Below are 12,298 nucleotides of genomic sequence, written 5' to 3' on the forward strand. Positions count from 1 at the left end.
GCCGCGCACGGACGGGACCTGCACCTGTGCAGGTGACGCCCGGCGATCCGATACACGCCGTTGACGGGAGGATGCCGGGTATCATGGGCCTCGGAGGATCGTCAACGCGCGAGCCTGGCGCTGGCGAGCCGACCGATCTGACCCCGGTACGGTTAACCGAAGGTTTTTGCCCGGCGCAAATTTTTGGACCCGGCCGGAGCGGGTCGAAGCTCGGGCGGGCCCACACGGCGGCGCCGGTTCAGGGGGATGGATCAGCCGGCCTATAAGCCGGGTTCTGTAAGGCCGGAGCGCTCGCGCGCGCCGACGTGGCGGCCATTCCTCTGGGACGGTCGTTGCCGACCGCCTCGAGCAACCAACCCGGGCGACTGGCCTGGAGAGCGGGCCTGCCCTTCTCGCGAAGGGCGCGCCGCCCCTATTCGGTCTTGCTCCCGGTGGGGTTTGCCGTGCCGTCCGCGTTGCCGCGTCCGCGGTGCGCTCTTACCGCACCCTTTCACCCTGACCCCGGACGCGTCCGGGGCCGACTGCTCTCTGTGGCACTGTCCCTGGGGTCGCCCCCGCCGGACGTTATCCGGCACCGTCTCTCCATGGAGCCCGGACTTTCCTCCCCGGACGCCGAGGCATCCGGAGCGGCCGCCCGGCCGGCTGATCCGCGGGCAGATGCGCCCGCGCCGCCGTCCGGGTCAAGGGCGACGGGGGCTTTGCTTTACCAGCTGCCGGTGTTCTCCATCGAGACCCACGGCTCCTGCGGCTCCTTGGCGCCGCCCTTCTGCAGGATCTCGATCGAGATCCCGTCCGGCGACTTCACGAAGGCCATGTAGCCGTCGCGGGGCGGACGGTTGATGGTCACGCCCTTGTCCTTGAGCCGGGCGCAGAAGGCGTAGATGTCGTCGACCTGATAGGCCAGGTGCCCGAAATTGCGCCCGCCCGTATAGGTCTCCGGGTCCCAGTTGTAGGTCAGCTCGACCAGCGGCGACTTGCTCGCCTGCGCCCGCTCGACATCCCCGGGGGCGGCCAGGAAGACCAGGGTGAAGCGGCCCTTCTCGTTCTCGACCCGGCGGACCTCCTTGAGGCCGAACGTGTCGACGTAGAAGGCGAGCGACCGGTCGAGATCGGCCACCCGGACCATGGTGTGCAGGTATTCCATCTGGCGGCGATCCCCTGAGTTGGCGCGAGGGCCGTCGCGGCGCCCTCGGCGGAAACGGACTGACCGGCCGGGCCGGTCGCTGTCCTAGCTAGAGCGCGGGCGCTCGGGCGAGTAGATCGGGCGCGACGCCGTCTCCGGCCGGACGATGAAGCAGGTGGACCATGCCCGATCGCGCCTTTGACGTGGTGATCTATCACAACCCGGATTGCGGCACCTCGCGCAACACCCTGGCGATGATCCGCAACGCCGGCCTCGAGCCGCACGTCGTGGAGTATCTGAAGACCCCGCCCGCCCGGGCGTTGCTCACGCAGCTCCTGGCCCGGGCCGGCCTGTCGGTGCGCCAGGCGTTGCGCGAGACGGGAACGCCCTTTGCCGAGCTCGGCCTCGCCGATCCGGCGCTGAGCGACGCGCAACTGCTCGATGCCATCCAGGCGCATCCGATCCTGCTCAACCGGCCGCTCGTGGTCAGCCCGAAGAGCGTCCGCCTGTGCCGACCCTCCGAGCGCGTGCTGGACCTGCTGCCGGCGCAGCAAGGGGAGTTCGTCAAGGAAGACGGGGAGCGGGTTGTGGACGAGGAAGGCCGTCGCGTCGGCACCGCGTAAGCGTCCCGCCGCCCGGATCGCGTTGCGCGAGGCCCCGCGAGGGACCAGAACGGGCCCGAACCCGATCCGGAGAGAGAGCCGAATGCGCACCGAGACGCCGCCGCTGATCCGCCTGGAGGAATACCGGCCGAGCGACTACCTGATCGACCGCGTCGATCTCGACATCCGCCTCGACCCGCACGCCACCCGGATCGACGCGACCCTGGCGCTGCGCCCGAACCCGGCGGGCCGCGCGGGGGCGCCGCTCCATCTCGACGGCGACGACCTTCGCCTGGTCTCGGTGGTTCTCGACGGCGCCGCACTCGCGGCCGACACTTACACGGCGACGCCCTCCGGCCTCAGCCTGCACGCTCCGCCGCAGCAGCCGTTCACCTTACGCCTCGTCACCGAGGTCGACCCGACCGCCAACACCAAGCTGATGGGCCTCTACCGCTCCAGCGGGGTCTATTGCACCCAGTGTGAGGCAGACGGCTTCCGCCGGATCACCTATTTCCTCGACCGCCCCGACGTGATGGCGGTCTACACCACCCGCATCGAGGCCGATCGGGCCGAGGCGCCGGTGCTGCTCGGCAACGGCAACCTGGTCGAATCCGGTGCCGTCGGGACCGATCGGCATTTCGTGGTCTGGCACGACCCGCACCCGAAGCCCGCCTACCTGTTCGCCCTGGTCGGTGGCCGGCTCGGCAAGGTCGAGACCCGCTTCACCACCCAGGAGAAGCGCGCCGTTACCTGCGCGGTCTATGTCGAGCCCGGCAAGGAGGCCCGCGCCGATTACGCCCTCGACGCCGTGATCCGCTCGATGAAGTGGGACGAGACCGCCTTCGGCCGCCCGTACGATCTCGACGTGTTCAACGTCGTCGCGGTGTCCGACTTCAACATGGGCGCGATGGAGAACAAGGGCCTCAACATCTTCAACGACAAGTACGTCCTGGCGAGCCCGGAGACCGCCACCGACGGCGATTACGCCGCGATCGAGGCGATCATCGCCCACGAGTATTTCCACAACTGGTCGGGCAACCGGGTCACCTGCCGGGACTGGTTCCAGCTCTGTCTCAAGGAGGGGCTGACCGTCTTCCGCGACCAGGAATTCTCGTCCGACATGCGCTCCCGGCCGGTCCACCGGATCGCCGAGGTCCGGTCCCTGCGGGCGCGGCAATTCCCCGAGGATGCCGGCCCCCTGCGCCACCCGGTGCGGCCGCGGGCCTATGCCGAGATCAACAACTTCTACACGGCGACCGTCTACGACAAGGGCGCCGAAATCGTCCGGATGCTCCGCACGCTGATCGGCCCGGAGGCGTTCCGGGCCGGCATGGACCGCTACTTCGCCGACAATGACGGCCGCGCCGCCACCGTCGAGGATTTTTTGGCCGCCTTCGCGGCGGTCACGGGGCGCGATCTGTCCGCCTTCGCCCGGTGGTACGAGCGGCCCGGCACGCCGCGCCTGTCCGTTACCACGGCGTACGATCCGCAGGCCGCCCGCTGCACCCTGGGCCTCGTCCAGAGCCTGCCCGGCGAGGGCGGACAGGACGCGCCGCCCCTGGTGATCCCGGTGGCGCTGGGCCTCGTCGGCGCCGCCGGGCCGCTCACCGGCGCCACCTGCCCGGATGTGCGGGACGGGGTCTACGTGCTCGACCGCGCCGAGGCCGAGATCGTGTTCGAGCATGTCACCGAGGAGCCGGTTCCCTCGCTCTTGCGCGACTTCTCGGCCCCGGTCCGGCTTGAGTTCGACCTGACCGACGGCCAGCGGATGCGGCTGCTCGCGCAGGACAGCGACCCGTTCAACCGCTGGCAGGCGGCACAGGACGTCGCCCTGCGGCTGATCCTCGACCCCGATCCAGCCCGGGCCGATGCCTTCGCCGAGGCGCTGGGGCGCTTCCTCGACGGCGAGGCGTTGGCCGACCCGGCCTTCGCGGCCCTGGTCCTGGCCCTGCCGAGCGAGGGCGAGGCCGCCGACGCCCTGCAAGCGGACGTCGATCCCGACGCGATCCACCGGGCGCGGTTCGATCTGCGGGCGCGTCTCGGTCGGACCCTGCGGCCGCGCCTTGAACGGCTGGACGCCGCCCTCGCCCCGGCCGATGGCGCGGCCTACAGCCCGGACGCGGCCTCGGCCGGGCGCCGGTCCCTGCGCAACGCCGCCCTCGACCTGATCGCGGTGGGCGATGCCGAGGCCGGGGCGGCCCGCGCCGCCGAGCGCCTGACGCACGCCACCAACATGACCGACCGCCTGGCGGCACTCGGCACCCTGGCGCTGATCCCCGGCCAGGCCCGGGAGGAGGCGCTGGCGGGCTTCGCGGAGCGATTCGCCGACGAGCCCCTCGTCCTCGACAAGTGGTTCGCTATCCAGGCGCAGATCCCCGAAGCCGGGACTCTGGAGCGAATCGCCCGGCTGAAAACCCACCCGGCTTTCACCATGGCCAACCCGAATCGGGTACGCGCCCTGGTCGGAAGCTTCGCGTTCGGCAACCCGACACAGTTCGCGCGGCCCGACGGAGCCGGTTTTTCGCTGGTCGCCGACACGGTCGCATCCCTCGATTCGACCAACCCACAGGTTGCCGCACGACTGCTGACGGCCTTCGGATCCTGGCGGCGGCTGGAAAAATCGCGGGCCGGGAAAGCCGGCGAAATGCTTAATCGGATCAAGGCGATCCCGGGCCTGTCGCGGGACTCGACCGACATCGTGGCGCGCACCCTTGGAGACGGCTAAGCTACTGAACTTGCGGTAGAAAACGATTCTGTGGCCGAGTCGTAACGCAGGGGTTGCGTCAAGACCGAATGGTAAAAAATCCGTGGACAAGTGCCCCTCGAAGATGGTTGTATTCAATCAGATTCGAGGGGCGCGAGACGCCGCGGACGGATCGCAGTTCCCACGGGTGAGGTTCGGCCATGCCGGAGGCGGCTTCCGCTTCCTTCTCCGCGCGTGCGGAATCGAGTCTCGCCGTTTCCTGGCCGATGCGCGTCCGGGATCCGCGGCTCGGTCTGGTCGAGCGGTGGCTGCGCTACGCCGTGCCGGGCATCCTGGCGGTGTTCCTGGCCTGCCTGGTCGGCCTCGCGGCGCTCCACATCCAGGGGCAGCGGGCCGAGATCCTGGCCGGCGCCAAGGCCGAGGTCGAGGGCTTCGCCCGGCTGGCCGCCCGGGCGATCACTCCGGCTGGCGGCCGGGCTTCCGACCTGCGCAGCCTGATGCCGGAGAGCGAGCGCCATCCGGGTCGGCGCCTCCTGCTGCTGCGGCCCGATACCCGCATCGCCGCATCCCATCCGCCCCTTCCCGCCGACGCCACGACCCTGGCCCAGGTGCTGGGCGAGAGCGAGCCGCTCTCCGGCCTCGGCGAGCGCGCCGGTGCCATGGCCCTCGACCTGCCCGGCGGCGAGAGCGTGCTCGCCGCCATCCACAGCCTGCCCGACGGGGCCGGACAGGTCGCGGTGCTGCAGCCGATCGAGCCGCTGATGCGCGGCTGGAGCGCCCGGGCCCGGGACCAGATCGTCCTGGTCGCGGCGGCGATCCTGGTCATCGTGGGCGTCGGCCTCGCCTACGGGCTGCAGAGCCGGCAGGCGACCCGGGCCGACCGTGCGCGCGAGCAGATTCGCGGCCGCCTGGAGACGGCCCTGCGCCGCGGCGCCTGCGGGCTGTGGGACTGGGATATCGCCCGGGGCCGGATCTACTGGTCCGACTCGATGTACGCGCTGCTGGGCTACCAGCGGCAGCACGAATATCTCTCCTTCGGGGCGGTGAACGCCCTGGTTCATCCCGACGACGGCGATCTCTACAGCCTCGCCCGGGGGCTCGCCGCCGCCCAGACCTGCGTCGACCACGCCTTCCGGATGCGCGGCGCCGACGGCGCCTATGTATGGCTGCGCGCCCGGGCCGAGGTGATGGCGGACGCCACCGATGGCGGGCGTCACCTCGTCGGCATCGCCACTGACATCACCGAGCAGCGCGCCCTGGAGGAGACCAACGCCGCCTCCGACATGCGCCTGCGCGACGCCGTCGAGGCCATCTCGGAGGCCTTCGTCCTCTGGGATACCGGCAACCGGCTGGTGCTGTGCAATTCGAAGTTCCGCCACCTCCACGCCCTCAGCCCCGAGGACGCGCAATCCGGCCGGAGCTACCTCGACGTGATGGGCCGGGGCGTGCTGCCCCAGATCCGGCGGGAATCCCCGGAGGCCGGCCTCGCCCTCGCCGATATGGCCGCCCGGACTTTCGAGGCCGAACTCACCGACGGCCGCTGGCTGCAGATCAGCGAGCGCCGGACCAAGGACGGCGGCTACGTCTCGGTCGGCACCGACATCACCAGCCTGAAACGCCATCAGGAGCAGCTTCAGGCGTCCGAGCGCGAGTTGATCGAGACCGTCAAGGACCTCAAGCGCTCCCGCCGCACCCTCGAACTTCAGACCCAGCAGCTCGCCGACCTGGCCGAGCGCTACCTCGACCAGAAGGCCGCCGCCGAGGCCGCGAGCCAGGCCAAATCCGAGTTCCTGGCCAATATGAGCCACGAGCTGCGCACGCCGCTCAACGCGATCATCGGCTTCGCCGACGTGATGGAGAACGCGGTCCTCGGCCCGCTCGGCACCCCGCGCTACACCGAGTATTGCCGCGACATCCGCGAGAGCGGCTCGCACCTGCTCTCCATGATCGACGACATCCTCAACATGGCTCGGCTGGAAGCGCGCCGGGTGCGGCTGAACCCGCGGGCGATCTGCGCCACTGCCGCCGTCGGATCCGCGCTCGGGCTGGTCGAAGCCGCCGCGCGGGAGAAGGGCATCACGGTCGGCGTCGACGTTCAGCCCGGGATCGATTTGCTGGCCGACCCGAGCGCGATGCAGCAGATCCTGGCCAACCTGGTCCAGAACGCCGTGAAGTTCACGCCGGCCGGAGGGCGTGTGGCGGTCCGCGTCCGCCGGGCGGGTGCCAGCACCCATCTGTTCGTCGAGGACAGCGGCATCGGCATCCCCCGCGCCGACCTCGCCCGGCTCGGCCGGCCGTTCACCCAGGTCGAGGCGCAAATGACCCGCAGCCACAAGGGCTCGGGGCTCGGGTTGGCGATCACCCGCTCGATGGTCGAGCTGCACGGCGGCTCGCTGCGGATCCGCTCCGAGCAATCGGTCGGCACGGTCGTCCTGGTGCGCCTGCCAGCGCCGGTTCCCGAGCAGAAAGACCGGCCGGGCCCGGCCGCCGGCTCGCTCCGGGATTCCGGGCGCCCGGGCACGCGACGGTCGGTCGCCGCCTGAGGGTCTCACCCGGTCACCGGCGCGGATCGAGCCCGCCCGCTCGCGCCAGGCGGCCCTGCTCCACCTGCCAGCGGGCATCCGCCACCGCCCGGGCGAGGCGCCTGATCCGCCAGCGGCGGTAGAGGGTCAGGAGCGCGGGACCGCCGAGCCCGGCCTGGTGGCGGCGCAGGCGCCGCAGCAGGTCCGGCAGCTGCGCCGAGGCCGCGTCGGCGGTGGCGATCTCGATGGCCCGCAATTCGGCCCGAAAGCCCGCCTTCCAATCCTCCATGGCGACCCGGGCCTCCGCGGCGAGGCGTCCTCCGGGCCGGTGGTCCGGGATCTCGCCCGCGACACGGATGCGCCCCCGAGAACGCGCGTCACCCGCCGGCGTTTCCTCGTCAGAGGATCCGCACGGCGGACCGACCTTCGACGAGATGACCCATGCGCGCCAGGACGACGCTCCGCCTCACCCTCGCGGCCCTGCTCGGGCTCTCCGCGGCCCCGGCCTTCGCCCAGAGCGTCGGCTACGCCACCGGCTTCCCCGGCAAGGACCCGGCGGGCGACGAAGAGATCGGCTGGGGACCGGCCTATCGCCCGGAGACGAGCTTCGCCCGGCCCGGCACGCCGCCCACCCCCGGGGAGATCGCCGGCCGCGCCTACCGGGCTCGGACCGGGCACGGCGTCTACGACCAAGTCCAGGGCGAGGGTCCGTATCGTAACCGATAGGCACTTGTTTCAGCGCCGCCGCAAAGCCCGTTTGGCTGCGGCGAGGGCCTCGTGCTCGAACCGGGCCAGCCGCAGGCGCCGCTCCAGGGAGAGGCTGCGATCCCCCGGCGGCAGGGCGATGATCTCGGCGACACAGGTCCGCTCGCGATAGAGGCTCTCCAGGGCCGAGCCATCGAGCGTCGCCGAATCGAGGTTTCGCGCAAAACCGGTCTCGTGGCAGGCGCGCACGATCTCGGCTTCCAGCAGCAGGCCGGGTGCGTGGCTGCGCAGATCCTCGTCGTAGGCGGTCTTCAGAAGCGTCGCGGTGCCGCCGCCGACCAGGGCGAGGCTGACCGCGATCGGCCGCCCATCGAGGGTCAGGGCGTCGGCCCGGATGCCGACCGGACCAGGCACCTCGGCGAACAGCGCGCGGGCGAGCGCGTCCATGTCCGGCCGGCAAGCCATGGCGGTGCCGGCCTGCCCCTTCCAGCCTTTGCGCTCGAGGGCGAGGAAGTCGGCCACCAGCCCGGCCAGTTCCGGGCCGCCCGTGGCGCTGATCGACGCGACCGTGCCGATCTCCGCCAGCCGGCGGGCCCGGCGGCGTAGATCCTTGAACCGGGACCGGTTCGGGTGTCCGGCCAGGAACGCGTCGTGGTCGGCCCGGCGCGCCATCACCGGGCGCTCGAACGCCGACACCGTGCCGACCGCCCAACCGCGCGCCCGCATCGCCGCCAGCATGTCCGGGACGGCGCCGTCTTGCGTGGGCAGGAGCGGCCAGCGCCACGCCCGGCCGCCCTCTTCCAGGCCGGCGACCAGGGCGTCCACGACCGCTTCGCGCTCAGGGCCATCGATCACCAGCGGCGCGGTGGCGGTCACCAGCGGCGACAGGAACGGCCGCGCCACCCGACCGCCGAGACCGGTGAGGTCGCGGCGCAGCGTGAAGGGGAGGAGCGCGACGCAATCGCCGCCGCGGCGTACCGTGACGAAGCGCAGCCCATCGGGCAGCAGCCCGGCCTCCCGGTGCGCCGCGATGACGTGGTGCGTGTAATGCGGATGCGGGGCGGCGGCGGAAGCGAACAACGCATCCCAGGCCGCCGGATCCGGCGCGGGGCCGACGGAGACCGACAGGCCGGCGGCCGTTTCGGGCGGCGCGTAAGCCAGAACGCTCATCGGATCGCTCCCGCGGACCAGATCGGGGTCGGCAGCCCGTGCAGGTGGCCGGCGGCGCGGGCGAGCAGCCCGGCGCGCACGATCGTCGCCACCGCCACCGCGACGGCGGCACCCAGAGTTCCGAAGGGCGGGATCAGCAAGCCGCACAGGGCCCCCGCGACGATCAGCATGACAGCGGTGATGCCGGCGCAGAGGCGTTCGCCGCCCAGCATGGTCAAGAGGTCCTCACCCGGTCCGAACAGGCTCGCCGCGACGCTGCCGGCCACCAGCACGGCCAGGATCGGGACGCTGGAGCCGAGCCCGGGGCCGAACATCGCCAGCAGCAGGGGGCTGAGCGCGACGATCCCGAGGCCGACCAGCGCGGTGGCGCCTGCGGTCAGCCGGCCCTGGCGGCGCACGAGGTCGGCGAGCAGGGGGCGGTCGGAGCGGGCCTGGGCGGCGCTGTAGCGCTGGAGCGTCGCCGCGCTGGCGGCGAAATGCACGAACACCACGAATTGCTGGATCCGGGTGGCGGCGAAATACAAACCGAGTTCGGCCGGGCTGACCAGGGCGCCCAGCACGATCACGTCGACGAAGGTGAAGCCGGCATTGGCGAGATCGATCCCGGCGATCGGCAGGCTGGTGCCGAGCCAGGTCCGCCACTGGTATCGCTGCGGCCCGGCCGGCAGATCCGCCCGCAGGCGTGTCGTGAGCAGACCGGCCTGCAGCACGGTGGCGATGGCGGCCGCGACCAGCATGCAGGCCATCGCGACCTCGGCCCGGGGCGGCGCCCCGAGCAGGACGGCTCCGACCATGCAGGCCATCATCAGGCTCTGGCGCAGCAGGTAGGGTGGCGCGATGGCGAGTCCGACCCAGTTCTGGCTGCGCGCCACGCCTTCGAGATAATCCTGGAGCGCGAAGAGCGGCATCACGCAGAGCGCGACGGCGATCGGCGCCCGATAGGCCGGCGCGAACAGGCCGGGCTCCAGCCACAGCAACGCCGCACCGAGGCCGGCGACGCTGAGCGCCGCCCCGCCGGTGACCAGGGCGCCGGCCCGGATATAGCCGCGGGCGAGGTCGAGATCGCCCCGGGCCTGGTCGGTCGGCACGAACCGGCAGGCGCCCTGCGACAGGCCGAGCGTCAGCGTATGGCCCAACATCGCGGTCCAGACCCACACGGAGGCGAACACCCCGTAGGCGTCCCAGCCCATCAGACGGGCGGCGAGCACTTGGGCCGCGTAGGCGAAGCCGGCCGAACCGACCCGGATCGCGAAGACCGTGAGCGCGGCCCGCGCCGGGCCTTCCCGCAGGGCGTGGAGGCGCCGGCCGGCGGCGGCGAGCTTGCCGAGGGCTGGGAGGGCTGTCGCTGACACCACGCGCTCCGCGTCGGGCTCGGAGCATCAACCCGAACGGCGGCTGCCGACTCGGAAACAGATGATGGCCCGTCAAACCCGCTGGAGCCTCGTCCGAGATCTTGTATCCGGGACGATACTCCAATGACCGCGGCAGGACGGTCTCGGGTCTTCCGGTCTAGCCCGGCGCGCGTTGCGGCTCGGTTAAGGCCGGTGCGATCTTCGGGGCGGGCTCCGCCTCGGTCCGCATCAGCGAGGTCGCGATCGTCAGCGCGACGTGCTCGGCCATGCAGCGCAGGCCGAGATCGTTGAGCCGGAACTGGCGGCCGAGCATGTGCCCCTCGCCCTTGTCGCTGCGGCTCGACAGGTAGCGCAGGGCCTCGTAGCGGCGCACCAGGGGCACCTGCTGCTGGCCCGCCACGGTGCGGACCGCCTCCACGATCCGGTTGTAATCGACGTCGGCGGCCATGCTGGCGGTGTAGATCGGGTCGACCAGCACCACGTCGATCCCGTGGGAGCGGATCCAGGCCACGGCCTCGCTCAGCGCGCTCGCGAAGGCGTCGGCATCGACCCGGGCGATGGCGTCGTGGGTGCCGACCTGCCAGACGACGAGGTCGGGCTCGGCCTCCGCCACCATGGTGCGCAGGCGCTCCGATGCGCCCGAGGCGATCTCCCCCGGCAGGCCGCGATGGTCGATTGTGACGTCGGTCTTGGGCAGTGCCTGTTCCAGGGCGGCTTCGAGCTTGGCCGGGTAGGAGGCCGAGGCGCCGGGCGCGGCGCTGCCGCCGATCGCCAGGATCTTGAGCGGACGGTTCTCGCTCAGGGCGGACCGGACCGCGCTCAGCTTGGCCATGGTGTAGAGCTGCGCACCGGGGACCCGGCATTCCTGCGACAGGCTTGGTTGGTCGCCCGTATCCGCCGGCTGCTCCGCGGCTGCCGCCGGCCCGGCCAGGATCAGGGCGGCCAGCGCCCAGCGGAACCCGGAGGCACGGACGCGCCTCACGGCCGGGGCCGGGACGACTTGTTGCGGGTGCGCCATTCGACGAACCATGCGGTGAACCCCAGACCGACCAGGCCGCTTCCGGCGACCAGCATATCGACCAGCACGCCGCCGCCGGTCTGGAAACGCACGAGCTGCCCGATCAGGCTCAAGATCGAGCCCATGGAGAAGACCGCCAGGGAATTCCGGCCCAGCTGACTGAGATAACGCCCGACGCCTCCGATTCGGGGAGCCAGAAGTGCGTAGAGCGGCGCGAAGGCGAGCAATACCCCCAGGAAATGAAGAAGCCGCGCCGGTGTCAGGTAGGTTTTCTCGAACGTGAACAGAAGCCGCGGCTCGGGCACCATCAGCGGATCCGGCCGGAGACCCGTCACGGCGAGTACGATGCCCAGGATCACGATGACGATGCCGGCCGGAATCAGGCGGCGCGACCAGCGGCGCAGGGTGTCGGAGCGCAGGTTCCAGCCCTGGAGCACGAAGCCCAGCACCAGCAGCACCTGCCAGCAGAACGGATCGAAGAACCAATCCCCCTCCCCGGGCCAGGACGGCAGGTTCCACTCAAAGACGAGGCTCGCGAGATAGACGGCCCCCGACAGCGCCAGCGCAGCGATCAGGCTGAGGCGGCCGACCAGCACGAAGATCGGCGCGATGCCGATCAGCACCACGTAGAGCGGCAGGATGTTGAAGAACCCGAGCTGGTAGGTCATCAGCGCCATGCCGCAGACCGACTGGATCGGATCCGCGAAGAAGCCGCCGGCATTGTGCCATTCGAGGATCAGCGGGTTGTCGAGCAGCAGCGCCGCGCCGGCGATGAGCGCCAGCGCCAGCAGCATCACGGTGAGCTGCGCCCGGTAGACCTCGACGGTGCGGGCGAGCAGCCGGACTACGCTCTTGCCCGCAGGCTCCGGCGTCCCGTCTCGCCCGCGCGTGGCGATGCCGATCGACCAGCCTGCCAAAAACACGAACAGCTCGGCGGCATCCGAGATGCCGTATTGCGAGAAGGTGTAGCGCTCGAAGGTGTTGCCCGGGACGTGGTTGATGAAAATCGTCACGAGGGCGAAGCCGCGCCAGAAGTCGATCGCGTTGGGGTCCCGCATCGTCGCGGCGGCTCCGGGGGTTCGACACTGGATCGGGGTTGAGC

Annotated in this window: 10 protein-coding genes and 1 other RNA gene; 4 read left to right on the plus strand and 7 right to left on the minus strand. The window is 71.3% G+C overall.

What is annotated here, in order from left to right; all coding sequences use genetic code 11:
• Window positions 1-247 precede the first annotated feature (247 nt).
• Together rnpB and MKL09_RS04130 are read right to left on the minus strand one after the other, a co-directional pair.
• Window positions 248-646: RNase P RNA component class A (rnpB, locus tag MKL09_RS04125), an RNA gene on the minus strand.
• A 57-nt stretch (window positions 647-703) separates the two neighbouring features.
• Window positions 704-1,144, minus strand: coding sequence for a VOC family protein (locus MKL09_RS04130; protein ID WP_244018206.1), 441 nt, complete (start codon window positions 1,142-1,144; stop codon window positions 704-706).
• A gap of 161 nt (window positions 1,145-1,305) precedes the next feature.
• Between MKL09_RS04130 and arsC the strand changes: the two genes are divergently transcribed.
• The 3 genes from arsC (at window position 1,306) to MKL09_RS04145 (ending at window position 6,972) form a co-directional block, all read left to right on the plus strand.
• Window positions 1,306-1,746, plus strand: coding sequence for an arsenate reductase (glutaredoxin) (arsC, locus tag MKL09_RS04135; RefSeq protein WP_244018208.1), 441 nt, complete (start codon window positions 1,306-1,308; stop codon window positions 1,744-1,746).
• A gap of 82 nt (window positions 1,747-1,828) precedes the next feature.
• Entirely contained in the window at window positions 1,829-4,450 is a 2,622-nt protein-coding gene (pepN, locus tag MKL09_RS04140; RefSeq protein WP_244018210.1) for an aminopeptidase N, read from the plus strand.
• A gap of 179 nt (window positions 4,451-4,629) precedes the next feature.
• Window positions 4,630-6,972, plus strand: coding sequence for a PAS domain-containing sensor histidine kinase (locus MKL09_RS04145; RefSeq protein WP_244018212.1), 2,343 nt, complete (start codon window positions 4,630-4,632; stop codon window positions 6,970-6,972).
• Window positions 6,973-6,985: 13 nt separating this feature from the next.
• Here the strand turns inward: MKL09_RS04145 and MKL09_RS04150 are convergent, their stop codons facing one another.
• Entirely contained in the window at window positions 6,986-7,240 is a 255-nt protein-coding gene (locus MKL09_RS04150) for a hypothetical protein (RefSeq protein ID WP_244018214.1), read from the minus strand.
• Window positions 7,241-7,392: 152 nt separating this feature from the next.
• Between MKL09_RS04150 and MKL09_RS04155 the strand changes: the two genes are divergently transcribed.
• Window positions 7,393-7,677 (plus strand): hypothetical protein, encoded by a 285-nt coding sequence (locus MKL09_RS04155; protein ID WP_244018216.1) that lies wholly within the window; start codon window positions 7,393-7,395, stop codon window positions 7,675-7,677.
• 9 nt (window positions 7,678-7,686) lie between these two features.
• Here the strand turns inward: MKL09_RS04155 and MKL09_RS04160 are convergent, their stop codons facing one another.
• The 4 genes from MKL09_RS04160 to MKL09_RS04175 form a co-directional block, all read right to left on the minus strand.
• The gene (locus tag MKL09_RS04160) at window positions 7,687-8,826 is read right to left on the minus strand and encodes a GNAT family N-acetyltransferase (RefSeq protein ID WP_244018218.1); all 1,140 of its coding nucleotides are present in this window, start codon (window positions 8,824-8,826) and stop codon (window positions 7,687-7,689) included.
• Window positions 8,823-10,178 carry a lipopolysaccharide biosynthesis protein gene (locus MKL09_RS04165; protein WP_244018220.1) on the minus strand — a complete coding sequence of 452 codons (1,356 nt, stop codon included), beginning with the start codon at window positions 10,176-10,178 and terminating at the stop codon, window positions 8,823-8,825. The genes MKL09_RS04160 and MKL09_RS04165 overlap by 4 nt, the downstream gene beginning before the upstream one ends.
• Before the next feature lie 157 nt (window positions 10,179-10,335).
• Window positions 10,336-11,196: an SGNH/GDSL hydrolase family protein gene (locus MKL09_RS04170; protein WP_244018222.1), complete on the minus strand. Its 861-nt coding sequence runs from the start codon at window positions 11,194-11,196 to the stop codon at window positions 10,336-10,338.
• Window positions 11,157-12,254, minus strand: coding sequence for an OpgC family protein (locus MKL09_RS04175; protein ID WP_244018223.1), 1,098 nt, complete (start codon window positions 12,252-12,254; stop codon window positions 11,157-11,159). The genes MKL09_RS04170 and MKL09_RS04175 overlap by 40 nt, the downstream gene beginning before the upstream one ends.
• Between the last annotated feature and the right edge of the window lie 44 nt (window positions 12,255-12,298).

This window comes from Methylobacterium sp. J-048 (assembly GCF_022829515.1).
Classification (GTDB): Bacteria; Pseudomonadota; Alphaproteobacteria; order Rhizobiales; family Beijerinckiaceae; genus Methylobacterium.

Coding starts and splice junctions, on each gene's coding strand:
- MKL09_RS04130 (WP_244018206.1), bottom strand. CDS start 1,144: ATGGAATACCTGCACACCATGGTCCGGGTGGCCGATCTCGACCGGTCG.
- arsC (WP_244018208.1), top strand. CDS start 1,306: ATGCCCGATCGCGCCTTTGACGTGGTGATCTATCACAACCCGGATTGC.
- pepN (WP_244018210.1), top strand. CDS start 1,829: ATGCGCACCGAGACGCCGCCGCTGATCCGCCTGGAGGAATACCGGCCG.
- MKL09_RS04145 (WP_244018212.1), top strand. CDS start 4,630: ATGCCGGAGGCGGCTTCCGCTTCCTTCTCCGCGCGTGCGGAATCGAGT.
- MKL09_RS04150 (WP_244018214.1), bottom strand. CDS start 7,240: ATGGAGGATTGGAAGGCGGGCTTTCGGGCCGAATTGCGGGCCATCGAG.
- MKL09_RS04155 (WP_244018216.1), top strand. CDS start 7,393: ATGCGCGCCAGGACGACGCTCCGCCTCACCCTCGCGGCCCTGCTCGGG.
- MKL09_RS04160 (WP_244018218.1), bottom strand. CDS start 8,826: ATGAGCGTTCTGGCTTACGCGCCGCCCGAAACGGCCGCCGGCCTGTCG.
- MKL09_RS04170 (WP_244018222.1), bottom strand. CDS start 11,196: ATGGCGCACCCGCAACAAGTCGTCCCGGCCCCGGCCGTGAGGCGCGTC.
- MKL09_RS04175 (WP_244018223.1), bottom strand. CDS start 12,254: ATGCGGGACCCCAACGCGATCGACTTCTGGCGCGGCTTCGCCCTCGTG.